The sequence below is a fragment of the Caulobacter zeae genome, assembly GCF_002858925.1.
GTDB classification, from domain to species: Bacteria; Pseudomonadota; Alphaproteobacteria; order Caulobacterales; family Caulobacteraceae; genus Caulobacter; species Caulobacter zeae.
In genome coordinates this window covers 82786-97496 of record NZ_PJRS01000010.1, presented here as the reverse complement: position 1 = coordinate 97496, position 14711 = coordinate 82786, and the positions used below count along the sequence as shown (strand labels likewise).

The window sequence follows — 14711 nt, the reverse complement described above, 5'->3', positions numbered from 1 at the left end:
CGTCGAGGGGCGAGGGCCACGCACTGGGCCTGGCCGGGCCGGGATAGGCGCGCGCCTCAGGCGCCGGGCGATTTCGTGCGCGGGCCCAGGGCGGTTTCCAGGCAGCCGATGATGCTGTCGCCGCTGAAGGGCTTCTTGAGGAAGCAGGTGGCGCCCAGGTCCAGGCCCCGGGCGCGGGCGCGGTCGTCGTCGAAGGCGGTGATCAGGATCACGGGCGTGGGCACGCCGCGTTCGCCCAGCGCCTGCTGGATGTCGAAGCCCGAAAGGCCGGGCATCTGCACGTCGCTGATCAGGCAGTCGGCGCCGTCCGAGACCTCGGAGGCCAGGAAGGCGGCGGCGGAATCGAAGCTGGCGACGCGGTGGCCCAGCGAGCGGATCAGGGCCTCCAGAGAGGTCCGGACGGCTTCGTCGTCGTCCACGACGGCGATCAACGGGGCTTGCGACACCAACTCGTCCCTTTCGGTCCCGGCGGCCCGCACGGGCGGGCGGCGGCGACCAGCCTCCTATCTGCCGCAAGCGGCCAGCGGACGGAACTATACTCGGGTGTGTGGCGTCAGGTCGCGGCGGCGCCCAGCTGTTCGGCCATGCGCACGAACTCGACCACCGAGCGGGCCTGCATCTTCCGCATGGCCGCGCCGCGATGGATCTTCACGGTGATCTCCGACAGGCCGATCTCGAAGGCGATCTGCTTGTTCATCAGGCCCTCGGCGACCAGGCCCATGACCTGGCGCTCGCGCGTGGTCAGGGTCTCGTAGCGGCGGCGAAGTTCGTCGAGGCCCGAGCGTTCGGCGCGCTGGGCGTGGTCGCGGTCGATGGCGGCCATCACCGCGTCGAGCATGTCCTGGTCGCGGAACGGCTTGGCCAGGAAGTCGACGGCTCCGGCCTTCATGCCGCGCACGGTCATAGGGATGTCGCCGTGGCCGGTCATCAGCACCACCGGCATGCGGATGTCGGCGGCGTTCAGCTGGGCCTGGAAGTCGAGGCCGCTGACCCCGGGGAGACGAACGTCCAAGACAAGGCACCCGGCGTCATGCGCATGTCCCGAGCGGAAGAAGTCCTGGGCGTTGCCGAACAGGCGCGTCTCCAGGCCAACGGACCGGAACAGGCTGTCGAGGGCCTCCCGCAGGGGACCGTCGTCGTCGACAATGTGCACCGTCGGACTGGACATGGACGAATAGCTGGACCCGCCGCCGGCGCGGCGTCAACAATGGGGGAGCGCTTCCTTCGGTGAGCTCGATGCACGACCGTACGGGCGATGTCTTGGACATATCGGCCAATAGCTTGGCCGGGCTGCTGGACGCGGCCCACGAGCCGATCCTCGTGCGCGACCTGGATGGGCGGATCCTGTTCTGGAACCAGGGCTGCGAGGCCTTGTACGGCCATGGGCGCGACGTCGCCCGAGGGGCGCTGGCGCCGGATCTGCTGAACACGGTGTTTCCCGCGCCGCTGGACCAGATCACCGCCCGCCTGCTGGCCGAAGGACGCTGGGAGGGCGAGGTCACGCGCCGCCTGGCCGACGGTCGCGAGGCGGTGATCGCCCTGCGCTGGTCGCTGCGCCATGATGCGTCCGGCGCGCCCGCCCAGGTGCTGGAGACGGGGCGCGACGTCACCGAGGCCCGCAAGGCCGAGGAGGCTTTGCGCCGCAGCGAGTACCGCTTCCGCAATGTCTTCCACGCCATGAGCGTGTCGTTCTGGGAGCTGGATTTCTCGGCCCTGGCCGGCATGTTCGGGGCCCTGCGCGCCAAGGGCGTCACCAGCCTGCGAACTCACATCGCCGAGAACCCGCGCTTCGTGCGGCAGATGATGGAGGCCAGCCAGGTCGTCGACGTCAACGACAAGTCGCTGCAACTGTTCGAGGCCACGCGCGAGCAGCTGCTGGGGCCGGTCGACCGCTTCTGGCCGCCGTGCAGCGAGCACGTCTTCGCCGCCAGCGTCATCGCCGCGCTGGAGAAGAAGCCCCACTACGAGAGCGAGGCGCGTTTTCGCACCTTCGACGGCCGCGAGTTCGACGGCCTGTTCACCTGCTGCTATCCGCGCGAGTATCTGCCGCAGGGCGCGACCCTGGTGGGCGTCATAGACATCACCGACCGCCTGCGGGCGCAGGAAGACCTTGCCCGGGTGCAGGCCGAGCTGGCCCATGCGGCGCGGATCTCGACCCTGGGCGAACTGACCGCCTCGATCGCCCACGAGGTCAACCAGCCGCTGTCGGCCATCGTCACCAACGGTGAAGCGGGGCTGCGCTGGCTGCGGCGCGCGACGCCGGACCTGGAGGAGGTGAGCCGCGCCTTCGACCGGATGATCGGCGAGGCCAACCGCGCTTCGGGCGTCATCGGCCGCATCCGCACCATGGCCGTGAAAGGCGAACCGGAGAAGGCGCGGCTTTCGCTGGCCGGAATGGTCGAGGATTCGCTGCTGCTGGTGCGGCGTGAACTGACCTCCCACGACGTGGCGCTGCGGGTGCAGGTTCCCGCCGACCTGCCGCAGGTCGAGGGCGATCGGGTCCAGTTGCAGCAGGTGCTGGTCAATCTGCTGGTCAACGCCGCCCAGGCCATGGCCGAGGCGCAAGAGCGCGTGCTGACGATCCGCGGGTCGGCCCAGGGCGAGGCGGTGGTCCTGTCGGTCGCCGACACCGGGCCCGGCGTGCCGGCAGAGCGGCAGGCTCAACTGTTCAACGCCTTCTACACCACCAAGGCGGGCGGGATGGGCATGGGGCTGTCGATCTGCAAGACGATCGTCCAGGCCCACGGCGGCGAGATCGCCGTGGCGTCCGCGCCTGGAGAGGGCGCGACCTTCGTGCTGAAACTGCCTTGCGCCGGGGACCTGCAAGAGGCTGATTGATGAAAATCACTCATCAGACCGTGCAAATCTGAGCGGCTAATTTTACGGTCGCGCTCGCGCTAGTTTGGCCTCGCGAGACTCCTCACCGGGTCTCCGCCTCCCCAAAAAGCCAATCGGAATATCCTGCACATGGCCATCAAAGCCTATGGCGCCTTCGCCGCCGACAAGCCGCTGGAAGCGATGGACATCACGCGCCGCGACGTCGGCCCGCACGACGTCCAGATCGAGATCGCCTATTGCGGCGTCTGCCACTCCGACCTGCACACCGTGCGTTCGGAATGGGCCGGCACCCTGTTCCCCTGCGTGCCCGGCCACGAGATCGTCGGCCGAGTCTCGGCCGTCGGCGGCCAGGTCAGCCGCTTCAAGGAAGGCGACGTCGTCGGCGTCGGCTGCATGGTCGACAGCTGCAAGCACTGCCACTCGTGCGACGAGGGCCTGGAGCAGTTCTGCGAGAACGGTTTCGTCGGCACCTATAACGGCCCCACCAACGACGCTCCCGGCCACACCCTGGGCGGCTACTCGCAACAGATCGTCGTCAAGGACGACTTCGTGCTGAAGATCAGCCACCCCGAGGAACAGCTGGCCGCGGTGGCCCCGCTGCTGTGCGCCGGCATCACCACCTGGTCGCCGCTGCGCCACTGGAACGTCGGTCCGGGCAAGAAGGTCGGCGTCGTCGGCATCGGCGGCCTTGGCCACATGGGCGTGAAGCTAGCCCACGCCCTGGGCGCGCACGTCGTGGCCTTCACCACCTCGGAAGCCAAGCGCCAGGACGCCCTGGACCTGGGCGCCGACGAGGTCGTGGTGTCGCGCAACGAAGGTGAGATGGCGGCCCACGCCAACTCGTTCGACTTCATCCTCAACACCGTCTCGGCCAGCCACAGCCTCGACGCCTTCACCGCCCTCTTGAAGCGCGACGGGACCCTGTGCCTGGTCGGCGTGCCGGAACATGCTCACCCGAGCCCCGACGTCGCCGCCCTGATCTTCAAGCGCCGCGCCATCGCCGGCTCGCTGATCGGCGGCATCGCCGAGACGCAGGAGATGCTCGATTTCTGCGCCCAGCACGGCATCGTCTCGGAGATCGAGAAGATCGACATCCAGGAGATCGAGACCGCCTACGAGCGCATGCAGAAGAGCGACGTGAAGTACCGCTTCGTGATCGACAGCGCCTCGCTGGCCAAGGCGTAAGACCCGCAACCCGCGCGTCCGTCGAGGGCGCGCGGGTCATCCCTGGCGACGCGGTTCTCATACCTGGGTATGGGGCCGCCACACCCAGGGAGCGCGACGATAAGCCCAGGTGCGATGGCGGCGCGGCGGTCGCAGGAAGAACAATGATCCTCGAAAAGAGAGAGCCCTTGGGGGGCGCTCCAGCCAGGGATCGAAACCATGTCCTTCCTCGCCGTCGACACCGTTTCCGCCACCCCCGTCGCGCGTCTTCGGATGGCCGGCGACCTGGCGGGCGAGCCCCGCACCTTCGAGGACCTGCGCGAGGTGCTGGCGGCGCTGGAGCGCTCGCTGGAGCCGGACGCCCAGGCAGCCCGCGCCCTGGTCGCCCGGGCCTCGGCCATCGTCATCGGCGTGGATGCGCGAGCGACCGCGCCGATCCAGGGCGGCCTGGCCCCCTGGCAGGCCCGCAAGCTGCGCAAGCACATCGACGAGAACCTCGACGGGACTCTGACCACGGCCGCGCTGGGCGAACTGGTGGCGCTGAGCGCCAGCTATTTCGGCCGGGCCTTCAAGGCCACCTTCGGCGAGACGCCGCACGCCTACATCACCCGCCGCCGGCTGGAGGCGGCCAAGGACCTGATGCTGGCCACCCGCGACCCGCTGAGCCAGATCGCCTACCAGTGCGGCTTCGCCGACCAGTCGCACCTGTGCCGCCTGTTCCGCCGCTCGGCCGGCGTGGCGCCGCAGGCCTGGCGCCGGGCCAACCGCATGGCGGCCTGAGGCGCGTCTCCACCCAGCGACCGTTCCGGCCGAACCGCGCGCCGGCCCGGCCGATCCGGGCCACACGTCCTTCCGGGAGATCCCAGGAGGACAAGACCATGGCCAGGTGGTTGAAGACCGGCGCGGACGTGACGGCGGTGGCGAATGCGGACCGGGCGGTGCGCGAGACGGTGGAGGGCATCCTCGCCGACGTGGCCGCGCGCGGCGACGCGGCGGTGCGCGACCTGTCGGTGAAGTTCGACGGCTGGGATCGCGAGAGCTATCGCCTGTCGAACGCCGAGATCCAGGCCTGCGTCGAGCAACTCTCCGACCGCGACCTGGCCGACATCGAGTTCGCCCAGGCCCAGGTCAAGAACTTCGCCCAGAAACAGCGCGAGACCCTGCTCGACCTCGAGGTCGAGACCCTGCCGGGCGTGGTGCTGGGCCACAAGCATATCCCCGTGGGCGCGGCCGGCTGCTACGTGCCCGGCGGCAAGTATCCGCTGCTGGCCTCGGCCCACATGTCGGTGCTGACGGCCAAGGTGGCCGGCGTGCCGCGCGTGGTCACCTGCGCCCCGCCGTTCGGCGGCAAGCCCGCCCCGGCCATCGTCGCTGCCCAGGCCCTGGCCGGCGCCGACGAGATCTACTGCCTGGGCGGCGTGCAGGCCGTGGCGGCCATGGCGTTGGGCACCCAGACCATCGCGCCGGTCGACATGCTGGTCGGCCCCGGCAACGCCTATGTGGCCGAGGCCAAGCGCCAGCTGTTCGGCCGCGTGGGCATCGACCTCTTCGCCGGCCCGACCGAGACCCTGGTCATCGCCGACGACACGGTGGACGGCGAGCTGTGCGCCACCGACCTGCTGGGCCAGGCCGAGCACGGCCCCGACAGTCCGGCCATCCTGCTGACCACCTCGCGCAAGCTGGCCGAGGACACCATCGCCTGGGTCGAGAAGTTGCTGCAGGTGCTGCCCACCGCCGCCATTGCCCGCCGCGCCTGGGAGAGCTTCGGCCAGGTGATCCTCGCCGACAGCGACGCCGAGATGGTCGAGATCGCCGACCGCATCGCCTCCGAGCACGTGCAGGTGATGACCGCCGACCCGGACTATTTCCTGCGCAACATGACCAACTACGGCGCGCTGTTCTTAGGGGAGCGGACCAACGTCTCGTACGGGGACAAGGTGATCGGCACTAACCATACCCTGCCGACCAAGCTGGCGGCCCGCTACACCGGCGGCCTTTGGGTGGGCAAGTTCCTCAAGACCTGCACCTACCAGAAGGTGCTGACCGACGAGGCCTCGGCCCTGGTCGGCGAATACTGCTCGCGCTTGTGCGCCCTGGAAGGCTTCGCCGGCCACGGCGAGCAGGCCAACATCCGCGTGCGCCGCTACGGCGGCCGCGAGGTGCCCTATGCGAGCGCGGCCTCGCCGGTGCTGGCGGCGGAGTAGGGACGGTGCAGCTGCCGCGCACGCCCTCGTTTCGCCTCGACGGCCGCCGGGCCCTGGTGACGGGGGCGGGCAGGGGCATCGGTCTCGCCGCCGCCGCCGCCCTGGCCCAGGCCGGGGCCGAGGTGACCCTGGCGGCGCGCTCGGCGGGCGAGATCGAGGCGGCCGCCCAGGCGATCCGCGCGGAGGGCGGGCAGGCGCAGGCCCTCGTCCTCGACGCCGGCGACCTTTCGGCGGTCAAGGCCGCGATCGCGACGGCGCCGGCCTTCGACGTGCTGGTCAACAACGCCGGCACCAACCGTCCCAAGCCCTTTGTCGAGGTCACGGAAGACGACTACGACGCCGTGCTCGACCTCAATCTCAAGGCCGCCTTCTTCGTGGCCCAGGCCGTGGCGGCGCGCATGGTCGAGGCCGGGGCGAAGGGCTCGATCGTCAACCTGACCTCGCAGATGGGCCATGTGGGCGGCGCGCGGCGCAGCCTCTACTGCGCATCGAAATGGGGGCTGGAGGGCCTGTCCAAGGCCATGGCGCTAGACCTGGCGCCGCACGGGGTCAGGGTCAACACCATCGCCCCGACCTTCATCGAGACCCCGCTGACCAAGCCGTTCTTCGAGGATCAGGCGTTCCTCGACAGCGTGCTTTCCAAGATCAAGCTGGGGCGCCTGGGCCAGGTCGAGGACCTGATGGGCGCGGTGGTGTTCCTGGCGTCGGACGCGTCGGCGCTGATGACCGGCAGTTCCCTGGTCGTCGACGGCGGCTGGACGGCCGACTGAGGGCTCGACGCCTCCCGCGAGCTAGGCTAGGCCTCGCTTACCAGTGCGGGCATGGCGAAACTGGTAGACGCAGCGGACTTAAAATCCGCCGGCCGCAAGGCCTTGCCGGTTCGACCCCGGCTGCCCGCACCAAACGATTTCAATGGCTTAGGTGAAATCCCCCTCCCCAGAAGGGCGACTTTGTGCGCTTCGTGAAGCGCATTGATTTTCCTAACTTTTCCGACGTTTTCCCAGCTTTCCCCTCAGCTCCGAGCGCACAACGAGCGCACGAAGGTTCACCGCTCGTTCTGACCGCGAAACGGTTTCGTCCTCCGGTCGATTGACTCTTCCGCCGCGCAGGATGAGAACATTTACGGAACATCTGGAGCCGACAAATGCCTTCCCCTCCGCGCTCAGGAGCGCGCGACGGCGCACGCCTGCGCGCCCCTGTTGATCGACCGCCCCGCATCCTGCGCAGGGACGTGGTGAAGCTGAAGCGCATGACGGCGCTGATCGGCGCGCGGCGCGCCACGCTGTGCTTCACCTTCCGCGGCTCGACGAAGAGTGCGCGATCATCGGTGACCCACGTGAACCGCGAGCACGTGCCGCCTTTCGAGGGCGACGAAGCGTGGTTTGAGGTCGAGATGGTTCAGGCCAAGCCCTGGTCCTATTGGCGCGCCGTCCGCCAGGTGGAGCCGCCCGATGCCTGAGCCGTCCGACAGCGATCGGCGCAAGGCCGCCCAACTCAGCGAGACCTTCGCCAACGTGCGCCTCGTTGAGGCGCTGGAGCGAGGCTGGGAGATTGGCTTTCGTTGCCAGTTCTGCGGCCATGGCAAGACCTGGCGGCGTGACGTCATGCTCGGCCGCGCGCGCGGGCTGCTGAACTGCACCATGACCGAGATCCAGGCCAAAGCGGTCTGCCCTCGTTGCCCGGGCCGGATGCCGATCATGACTTTCAATGGTGTGCTCTACCCCGCCAATCCGGCCAAGGCCCGCTGGGACGTAATGAACGCCCTCCTTGAGGCGGGCCTGATCCCGGCGCACTACGGCTATGGCCATGGCGGCCGATGACGTATGGCGCAGATCTGGCCGACCCTACGCCGTATCAAGACGGCGCTGACGATCCGCTGCCTCCGTTGCGGTAACCGGGCTATTTGGAGCCGAGAGAAGGCGATCGTGAACCTGGGCGGACACACCATGCCCCACGAGATCCGCGGCAAGCTTCGGTGCAGCCGTTGCGGCGCTCGCGGTTGCCAGGATCTTATCGACGTCGACGCCCAGATGTAGCCGCAAACAGACTTAGTAGCGCCATGGCTGAACCCACCAGGCGCTGACCGCGACGCCGACGAGGCCAGCGCCGCCCAACACCCATTTGGAGGAGTGTCCAGCCATCGCCATGGCGATCACAAGGCCGGCGGCCAAACACGAGGCGACCAATACCCAGCCAACCCAGGCCCACAGCCTGCCATTTCCCATGGGCGGAATGTCGGGATCCGGATAGTTGTGAGCCATGCTTTCCAGCGCCCCTGGCCTTCGCTAAAGCAACCTATAGGGGCACTCCGGAGAAGCGACAATCGCGAGCCCGAGTGGTGACCAGGTCCGCGAACCGGCCTACTGAGCGCAGATGCTCGCTGCCCTCGCTCTCGCTAACGCTCTGCCCGTCATAACCTGCGACGCTCCCAAGGTGCATGACGGCGACACCCTTCGCTGCGGGCCCGAGCGGGTACGCCTCTTTGGTGTCGACGCTCCGGAGGTCAAGCGTGGCAAAACACCGGCCGCCCCCTTCGCCTACGAGGCCCGCGACGAGCTGATCCGCCTAACCCGTGGTCATGTTGCGTGCCGCTTCGTAGAGCGCGACCGCTACAAGCGGTTCGTGGGAAAATGCTGGTCGAACGCCAGCCCCGACATCAACGCGGCCGTCATCCGGTCGGGCTACGCCACCGAATATCGTCGCTACAGCAAGGGTGCCTACGCAAAGGCCGAAGCCGAGGCCAAGTCTACGGGTCGGGGCCACTGGGCCGGCCGCTGATCAAGCCTTTCAGCCTCTGGTCGATGTCGGCGCCCGGATGTAGCGTTCGTACATGAGCCAGTGGAAGAAGCCCGATCGCGCGCCTGACCACGAGCAATTCGAGGAAGGTCCGCCGCCCGACGCGGTGAGACAGGTCGAAAGCGACGCACGACATCACTACGAGCTGTTCGTCGACATGGGCGATCCAGAGCACGCCCCGCGCGGGTGGTGGATGCTGCGCCGCTGGGATCGGCGGCCGGACGATGTGTAATCTCTACAGCCTCAAGACCGCCGACCTGTTCGAGACTTGGGCCAAGGTCCTGCGTCTGCCGGTCGTGTGGGAAGGCCAGGCCAGCAACTTCGAGCCACGGCCTGAAATCCGCATGACCGAGGCCGCGCCGATCGTGCGGCACGTCGGCGGCCAGGCGGCGGTGTCCATGACCCCTTGGGGATGGCCGGGGCCTCGGGGGCCGGTCTTCAACTTCGTCAGCGAAGGCCGCGATTTCTCCGGCAGCGACCGCGTGCTGATCCCAGCCGACGCCTTCTATGAGTTCACCGCGCCTCAACCAGGCCAGAAGCGAAAGACGCGCTGGCGCTTCACGATGCCCAGTAGTCCGCTGTTCTGGGTCGCCGGTATCGTGAAGAATGGCGCGTGGACGATGCTGACCACAGACCCGGGGCCGGATGTTGCGCCCTACCATGATCGGCAAGTCGTGGTCTTGGCAGGCAAACAGGGCCGCGACTGGCTCGACCTCGCCCGGCCGCCCGCCGAAATCCTTCAGGCCTTGCCGGCCGGTACCCTTGCCGTCGAGAGGGACTTTCCACCGCCAGCCGTGGACCTTTTCACCGCATGAGCGAGCCCATCGACTACTGGCGTGAGATCGTCCGTCGTGGCGTGCTAGCGGTTGGCTACTCGCTACAGAGGACGGTCGGCGAGCCGATCCTAGCCGCCGAGCTGGTCCAGCCCCAGGAGGGGCTGATGCTTCGCGCCGCATACGCGACGATCGAGATGCACAAACTGGCCGGCGTCGAGACCGGCACGCTGGTCCATGCGGCGCGCCGACGGCTGGCAGCGGCTTTGGAAGTCAGTTCCGCCGCCCGCGAGCTTGCCGCCTATCAAGACCTGCTGACGGCCTGCCTATGGGCTGAGGTGGCGGACGATCCGCCGCGTCGCCTGGAGAGCCTAGCGTATCCACACGAAGAGTGACCGCTCCCTTCTCGGGATCTGACAAGCACGTCACACTGTCCCGTTGGCGTCGCCGCAGCGGCCGATGGCCGCCCAGGGCGGCAGTTGGGAACGTCAGCTAGGGGTGGAAAATCGCCCTCCGCACCTATCCTTAATATGACAGGTCGCAGACCGCCTGCGTCGCCCAGGCGCTAGGTCGATCAGGGTGTCAAGCGAGCAGCGTCACGACATGAAACGTCGTAGAGTTCGGAACCGACGCGCAGTCTCAGTCGTCCATTAATCTTGTTGAACATGCCAAGTACCTCTGCCGCTCCGCTCTCCGCGATAAGCAACTGATCACCGATATCATCAAGGTTGGAGTAATACTGCGCGACGGGATCGCTCAGTTTGAAATTCCCATATGTTTTGTTCCAAGCTTGCACATACACGGGGTATTTCGTGACGCTCGCCGCAACATTGTCGATCGGAGCGGATGTGTCAGGTCGGTTGACCTGCTGAACTGTGCCCTTGCAAACGAGCGAGGTGGTCTTTCCTGAGCAACCAGCAAGCACGATCGCAGCGCCCGCGATCAAGACAATCCGAAGCATGAGGCGCCCCAATCCACGACCACAGAGCGACATACACCTGTAAGTCGACTGTCCCAATCTCCAAGATCGGTCTTCCCACGTTGACGATGACGGCTGACCCAGCGTCGTTTGCCAGAGACCGAACCATCATGATGTCCGACTAGGGTCGAGGGCGGTCTTGGGTGTCGCGGCCGATAGACGGCGTTGCGACGACGGAAAGCGGAACGTATTGAGCGCGCTAGGCCTTGATCCCAGGGAAACCAAGGAGACGGTCATGGCCGACAATCTCGCAGACCGCGGCCCGCAGGACCGCGCGCGCATCAACATCAACGAACCGCATGAAGTCCGTTATTGGACCGAAAAGTTCAACGTCACGGAAGATCAGCTGGCCCAAGCTGTCGAAGCCGTTGGAGTCAGCGCCGACGCCGTAGCCGCGCACCTGCAGCGCGGATCTTACTAGGCCCAGCCGTGCTCACGCCCCATGGCTACACCTTCACCGTTGAGGTGCGTGGTCAGAAATGGCGCGGGACCTGGAAGGTGGAGGGGCGCGACGTCTCCATCTCAAGCGCCTATGGCTCAGCGTCGCGCGCGCTGGGGCGGAAGGACCCTGCCAAAGTGGCGCAGGAAGCTCTGACAGAACTTGTCCATGCTTGGGTGCGCCGACAACTCTAGATCACCACGCGGGGCGGAGCATCTGTCAGATCCTCGAAATCGCCGATATCGAGGCCCTTGGCCACGACATCAGCCCTGGTCAGCACCTCAGTCTCCACCTCCCTCAGAACCCGCACCCGGACGCCGCGATAGCGCTGGCCGCGCACGGCTGAAGTCGTTTCGGTGCGGATCTCCGTGCCGTAGAGGCTGGCCCGAAGGTACAGCAGCCCGGGCTTCAGGCCCTCGTCGCCGCTGGTGGCCGCCTCGGCGGCCATGTCGTCGAGAAGCGCGTCGATCTCTTCCTTGGTCATCGCGCGGCGTCTACGGCGATTCCTGAACGCAGCAAGCCCCGCCGGCCCGAAGGACAAGCGGGGCCATGTTGGTCGCTCGACCCAAAGGGAGCGGCGGCCCGTAGGCCGTGGTCGGCTGCCGGTTCGGTCCGGCCGGCTGCCGGGCTATCGCCACCCTGCGCGCTTAAGCCAGGATCGCGGCCGCTGCGCCGCGTTGACCTCGTCGATCAACGAGATCGCGCCGCCGGCGCGCGCCCGCTCCGCCTCCTTGACCGCCTCTTGCTCGATAGAGAAGCGCATCAGGGGCTTGACGTAGACCTCCCAGATCATCCGACGCTCCTCGGCCGCCGACGCGGCGAGCGGCAGGGCACTGGGCGCCGGCAGGTCCGGCTTGGGCCGATCTTGCAGCGGCTCGCGGAGGTTAGCGGGGACCGGAATGGTCGGCCGCGCCGCCGGCGTCGCGCACGCGGTCAATGCCAGCGCTCCAAGCAGCCAGGTCGTCGTCAGGATCGGTCGAAGCATCGAGCGCATCTTGGGCCTCTTCAGCTCTGCGGTTGATGGATAGGGTCTGGACGGCGGTAGAGCCGGCGACGCCGGCCGCGGCCGTGCTGATGTCGGCCTGGACCTCGGCGGCGCCGGCGCGCACTTCCGCGGCCTGCCGCCGGCCGAAGGGATCGAAGTTCCAGGCCAGCGCCACGAGAACCGCCAGCACCAGCGTCACGAGGAGCCCGTCCACGAACGAGATCGTGGGCACCTTCATCGGAAGATCCTCACGCCCTTCGCAAGCCAGGCCGAGCGTTGATCCAGCCCCTCCTGCGCGCCCTGGACGGCGCGGGTGATGGCCTCGATGTCGTTCCGGTCGGCCTCGTCGTTCAGCGCCTTGTGCTTCCAGTAGGCGAGCGCGATCCTGACCGCCGTCTCGGGGATTGCAGCCAGCTCCGGCTCGGCGCGCAGCGGCAGTCCCGACCAACCTTCGGCCAGGCCGTAGTTCGCCTCGAAGGTGATCATGAAGATCCCGCGCCCGCGGTACTTCCAGCCGTCCCCCGGCCTCACGTTGCCGAAGCGGCCGCCATAGGCGTTGTTCGCGAGCGCCTCGGGCTTCCTGGCCAGCGTTTTGGCGAGGGCATTCGGAACTTTGACCTTCGCCTTCGGATCGACCGCATAGCGGCCGGGCCAGACCTGCGCCATGCGCTCGGCGGAATAGGAGAGATCCTCCTCGAACCGGGTGAAGCCCTTCGACTCGTGAGCCGCTTGCGCGAGGAAATGGCAGACCCGCTGCGGAGTCGTCAGGCCGGCCGCCACGCGGCCAGCTTCGAGCGCCGGCACGATGGCCAGGGCATTGGAGAGCGTGCAGCCGGGCGCGAAGGCCCGAAAACGGTCCTGGGTGATGATCACGGATCACCTTTCATCGATGAAAAAGAGGAAGGAGGGGCCGGGAGGCTGTGCTTGGCCTAGTCGGCGCCGAGAGTGTCGAGCCGGCGCAGCAGCGCGCCGCCATAGGAGGCCAGCAGGTAAACGAGCAGGCCAAGGAGCAGGAGAGCGTCACCGAGGCCCGGCTCCCGGCCCAGGGCGCGGCCAGGGCCGGCCCAAACGATACCCGCGGCGATGGCGGCCAGCCCGAGCCGCTGCGACATCGACAGCGACCCACCCCAGCCCAGCAGCGCCACGACAACGATGACAGTGACGATGAGCGCGCCCAGGGCGCAGGAGAGGATGAGCACCATATTCAGGCCTCCCCCGTGCTGATCCGAACCTTCAGCAGCGAGAGCGGGTCGCCCGCCACCTTCGCGAGCCAGGGCGCCAGGCCCGCGAGCACGATCATCCCGAATAGGCCCGTGAGGAACCCCACGGCTTGGCCAACCTCCGCCGGCGGCGCGCCCCAGGGCGAGAGCTTGCTCAACGCCCAGACGAGCGCCGGAGCAAGCCAGCAGGCGCACGCCAGACCGACGCCCACGCTGAGAGCCTTGCCGCGCACGGTCAGCTTCTCGCCGAACGCTAGGCTCAGCACGGCACCCGCCGCGCCCGGCGCGAGAGGGGCGAGTTTGGTCAGGACGGCCACGATCTGCGGCTCGCCCGGGTTGTCGGCCATTGGCCTCTCCTTCAATGTCAAACGTCACGGCGGAACTGCTGCGCAGCTCAGCGTTCAGAATCCCACTGGCCCAACCGGCGAGTGGAAGGGGGATGTGAATGGGCCGAGGGAGGGGAAAGGGTGCGCGACAGCCTCCGCGCGTCTGCGCCTACTGCGGCGGGCCGGGCAAATCCTCACGGGAGCACTATTTCCCTGAATGGATGCACCAGTATCTAGACCATCTGCCCAAGAGAATTACTCCGTCCCAGGGTGGAGGTTCGCATCTGCGGCTCGGCCAGCCCCTGCGCGCTGTTCCGGCGGTCACGCGCATCTCCAACCGTCGCAGGTTCGATGACACCTCTCCGCGCGTGTGCCAGGACTGCAATGTTAAATGGATGTCGCGCCTCACCAACGACGCGCGGGTCGTGCTTGAACCCCTACTCTTCGGCGACAAGTCAGAGATTTTTCCCGACGAGCAGGACCTGATCGCTCAGTGGGCGATCATGACGGCAATGACGATTGACACACGTCAGGGGACCGCCGCCGTGACCGATGAAGAGCGTCACCTGTTTCGGGGAAACCCCGATGATCGTCGACGCCCAGTCGATCCTGACTGGCGCGTGTTCATCGGAAGGCACACTGGCGACGATTGGAACGCCAAGTATCAGTGCATGAACCTGAATCTCTCGAACCAGGGCACACACGTATCATCGGTGAGTAACACGCTCTTCGCCCTAGGGCGTGCAGTGTTCCTCGTCATGTCGTTCTACGACCCGCCGCCCGATCTTAACGGCGTGTTTGAGTTCATGGGATTGGTTCAGATCTTCCCCTCGCATGGTGAGGATGTGATCTTTTGCGATCTTCAAGTGCAGGACGGCGTCGCCATGCACGTGATCAAGGATTTTCTGGCAAGCCTAATCGCGAGCTACCGCAGCAACGCTCAAATCTGGGCGGTAGAAAACCTGCTGCTCCCTATGGCTGAATAGC

The 14711-nt window shown here is 67.2% G+C and carries 23 protein-coding genes and 1 tRNA gene; 14 read left to right on the top strand and 10 right to left on the bottom strand.

The annotated features are described in order from the left end of the window. Positions 1-56 precede the first annotated feature (56 nt). Positions 57-446 (bottom strand): response regulator transcription factor, encoded by a 390-nt coding sequence (locus SGCZBJ_RS03995; RefSeq protein WP_101716879.1) that lies wholly within the window; start codon positions 444-446, stop codon positions 57-59. A 107-nt stretch (positions 447-553) separates the two neighbouring features. Next, complete coding sequence (locus SGCZBJ_RS03990) at positions 554-1168, bottom strand: response regulator transcription factor (RefSeq protein WP_101716731.1); 615 nt, start codon at positions 1166-1168, stop codon at positions 554-556. A 68-nt stretch (positions 1169-1236) separates the two neighbouring features. On the opposite strand from SGCZBJ_RS03990, the gene SGCZBJ_RS03985 reads away from it, so the two are divergent. The 8 genes from SGCZBJ_RS03985 to SGCZBJ_RS03950 all read left to right on the top strand — a co-directional run bounded on the left by SGCZBJ_RS03985 (position 1237) and on the right by SGCZBJ_RS03950 (position 8026). Next, positions 1237-2838, top strand: coding sequence for a sensor histidine kinase (locus SGCZBJ_RS03985; protein WP_101716730.1), 1602 nt, complete (start codon positions 1237-1239; stop codon positions 2836-2838). 129 nt (positions 2839-2967) lie between these two features. Further along, positions 2968-4023: an NAD(P)-dependent alcohol dehydrogenase gene (locus SGCZBJ_RS03980; protein ID WP_101716729.1), complete on the top strand. Its 1056-nt coding sequence runs from the start codon at positions 2968-2970 to the stop codon at positions 4021-4023. 198 nt (positions 4024-4221) lie between these two features. Next, the gene (locus tag SGCZBJ_RS03975; protein ID WP_101716728.1) at positions 4222-4782 is read left to right on the top strand and encodes a helix-turn-helix transcriptional regulator; all 561 of its coding nucleotides are present in this window, start codon (positions 4222-4224) and stop codon (positions 4780-4782) included. A 98-nt stretch (positions 4783-4880) separates the two neighbouring features. Continuing rightward, positions 4881-6206, top strand: coding sequence for a histidinol dehydrogenase (hisD, locus tag SGCZBJ_RS03970; RefSeq protein WP_101716727.1), 1326 nt, complete (start codon positions 4881-4883; stop codon positions 6204-6206). A 5-nt stretch (positions 6207-6211) separates the two neighbouring features. Continuing rightward, positions 6212-6976: an SDR family NAD(P)-dependent oxidoreductase gene (locus tag SGCZBJ_RS03965; RefSeq protein WP_101716726.1), complete on the top strand. Its 765-nt coding sequence runs from the start codon at positions 6212-6214 to the stop codon at positions 6974-6976. Between the two features lie 45 nt (positions 6977-7021). Then, positions 7022-7108, top strand: a tRNA-Leu gene (locus SGCZBJ_RS03960). A 347-nt stretch (positions 7109-7455) separates the two neighbouring features. Then, positions 7456-7665, top strand: a complete 210-nt coding sequence (locus SGCZBJ_RS03955; protein ID WP_240621407.1) for a hypothetical protein — start codon at positions 7456-7458, stop codon at positions 7663-7665. Continuing rightward, complete coding sequence (locus SGCZBJ_RS03950; RefSeq protein WP_101716724.1) at positions 7658-8026, top strand: hypothetical protein; 369 nt, start codon at positions 7658-7660, stop codon at positions 8024-8026. Before SGCZBJ_RS03955 ends, SGCZBJ_RS03950 begins: the two co-directional genes overlap by 8 nt. 228 nt (positions 8027-8254) lie before the next feature. On the opposite strand, the gene SGCZBJ_RS25345 is transcribed toward SGCZBJ_RS03950, so the two are convergent. Beyond that, entirely contained in the window at positions 8255-8467 is a 213-nt protein-coding gene (locus SGCZBJ_RS25345) for a hypothetical protein (RefSeq protein WP_133149183.1), read from the bottom strand. Positions 8468-8579: 112 nt separating this feature from the next. Between SGCZBJ_RS25345 and SGCZBJ_RS03940 the strand changes: the two genes are divergently transcribed. From SGCZBJ_RS03940 to SGCZBJ_RS03925, 4 genes are read left to right on the top strand one after another with little or no spacing between them, the layout of a single operon-like run. After that, complete coding sequence (locus SGCZBJ_RS03940) at positions 8580-8984, top strand: thermonuclease family protein (RefSeq protein WP_101716722.1); 405 nt, start codon at positions 8580-8582, stop codon at positions 8982-8984. 52 nt (positions 8985-9036) lie between these two features. Then, entirely contained in the window at positions 9037-9234 is a 198-nt protein-coding gene (locus SGCZBJ_RS25340; protein ID WP_133149182.1) for a hypothetical protein, read from the top strand. Then, entirely contained in the window at positions 9227-9817 is a 591-nt protein-coding gene (locus tag SGCZBJ_RS03930; protein WP_101716720.1) for an SOS response-associated peptidase family protein, read from the top strand. Before SGCZBJ_RS25340 ends, SGCZBJ_RS03930 begins: the two co-directional genes overlap by 8 nt. Continuing rightward, positions 9814-10170, top strand: a complete 357-nt coding sequence (locus SGCZBJ_RS03925; protein WP_101716719.1) for a hypothetical protein — start codon at positions 9814-9816, stop codon at positions 10168-10170. Before SGCZBJ_RS03930 ends, SGCZBJ_RS03925 begins: the two co-directional genes overlap by 4 nt. 179 nt (positions 10171-10349) lie before the next feature. Here SGCZBJ_RS03925 and SGCZBJ_RS25335 read toward each other — a convergent pair whose 3' ends face one another. Next, a complete protein-coding gene (locus SGCZBJ_RS25335; RefSeq protein ID WP_133149181.1) occupies positions 10350-10736 on the bottom strand; it encodes a hypothetical protein in 387 nt (128 codons plus the stop codon). A 253-nt stretch (positions 10737-10989) separates the two neighbouring features. On the opposite strand from SGCZBJ_RS25335, the gene SGCZBJ_RS03920 reads away from it, so the two are divergent. Next, positions 10990-11175, top strand: coding sequence for a DUF3606 domain-containing protein (locus SGCZBJ_RS03920; protein ID WP_101716718.1), 186 nt, complete (start codon positions 10990-10992; stop codon positions 11173-11175). A gap of 208 nt (positions 11176-11383) precedes the next feature. Here SGCZBJ_RS03920 and SGCZBJ_RS03915 read toward each other — a convergent pair whose 3' ends face one another. The 6 genes from SGCZBJ_RS03915 to SGCZBJ_RS03895 form a co-directional block, all read right to left on the bottom strand. Continuing rightward, the gene (locus SGCZBJ_RS03915) at positions 11384-11677 is read right to left on the bottom strand and encodes a hypothetical protein (protein WP_101716717.1); all 294 of its coding nucleotides are present in this window, start codon (positions 11675-11677) and stop codon (positions 11384-11386) included. 144 nt (positions 11678-11821) lie between these two features. After that, entirely contained in the window at positions 11822-11986 is a 165-nt protein-coding gene (locus tag SGCZBJ_RS25830) for a hypothetical protein (RefSeq protein WP_205685313.1), read from the bottom strand. A gap of 91 nt (positions 11987-12077) precedes the next feature. Further along, positions 12078-12416 (bottom strand): hypothetical protein, encoded by a 339-nt coding sequence (locus SGCZBJ_RS03910; protein ID WP_101716716.1) that lies wholly within the window; start codon positions 12414-12416, stop codon positions 12078-12080. Continuing rightward, positions 12413-13051: a glycoside hydrolase family 19 protein gene (locus SGCZBJ_RS03905; RefSeq protein WP_101716715.1), complete on the bottom strand. Its 639-nt coding sequence runs from the start codon at positions 13049-13051 to the stop codon at positions 12413-12415. Before SGCZBJ_RS03905 ends, SGCZBJ_RS03910 begins: the two co-directional genes overlap by 4 nt. A 56-nt stretch (positions 13052-13107) precedes the next feature. After that, complete coding sequence (locus tag SGCZBJ_RS03900) at positions 13108-13380, bottom strand: hypothetical protein (protein ID WP_101716714.1); 273 nt, start codon at positions 13378-13380, stop codon at positions 13108-13110. A gap of 2 nt (positions 13381-13382) precedes the next feature. Further along, positions 13383-13745, bottom strand: coding sequence for a hypothetical protein (locus tag SGCZBJ_RS03895; protein WP_101716713.1), 363 nt, complete (start codon positions 13743-13745; stop codon positions 13383-13385). A gap of 374 nt (positions 13746-14119) precedes the next feature. Between SGCZBJ_RS03895 and SGCZBJ_RS03890 the strand changes: the two genes are divergently transcribed. Continuing rightward, positions 14120-14710, top strand: a complete 591-nt coding sequence (locus tag SGCZBJ_RS03890) for a hypothetical protein (RefSeq protein ID WP_101716712.1) — start codon at positions 14120-14122, stop codon at positions 14708-14710. Position 14711 lies beyond the last annotated feature (1 nt).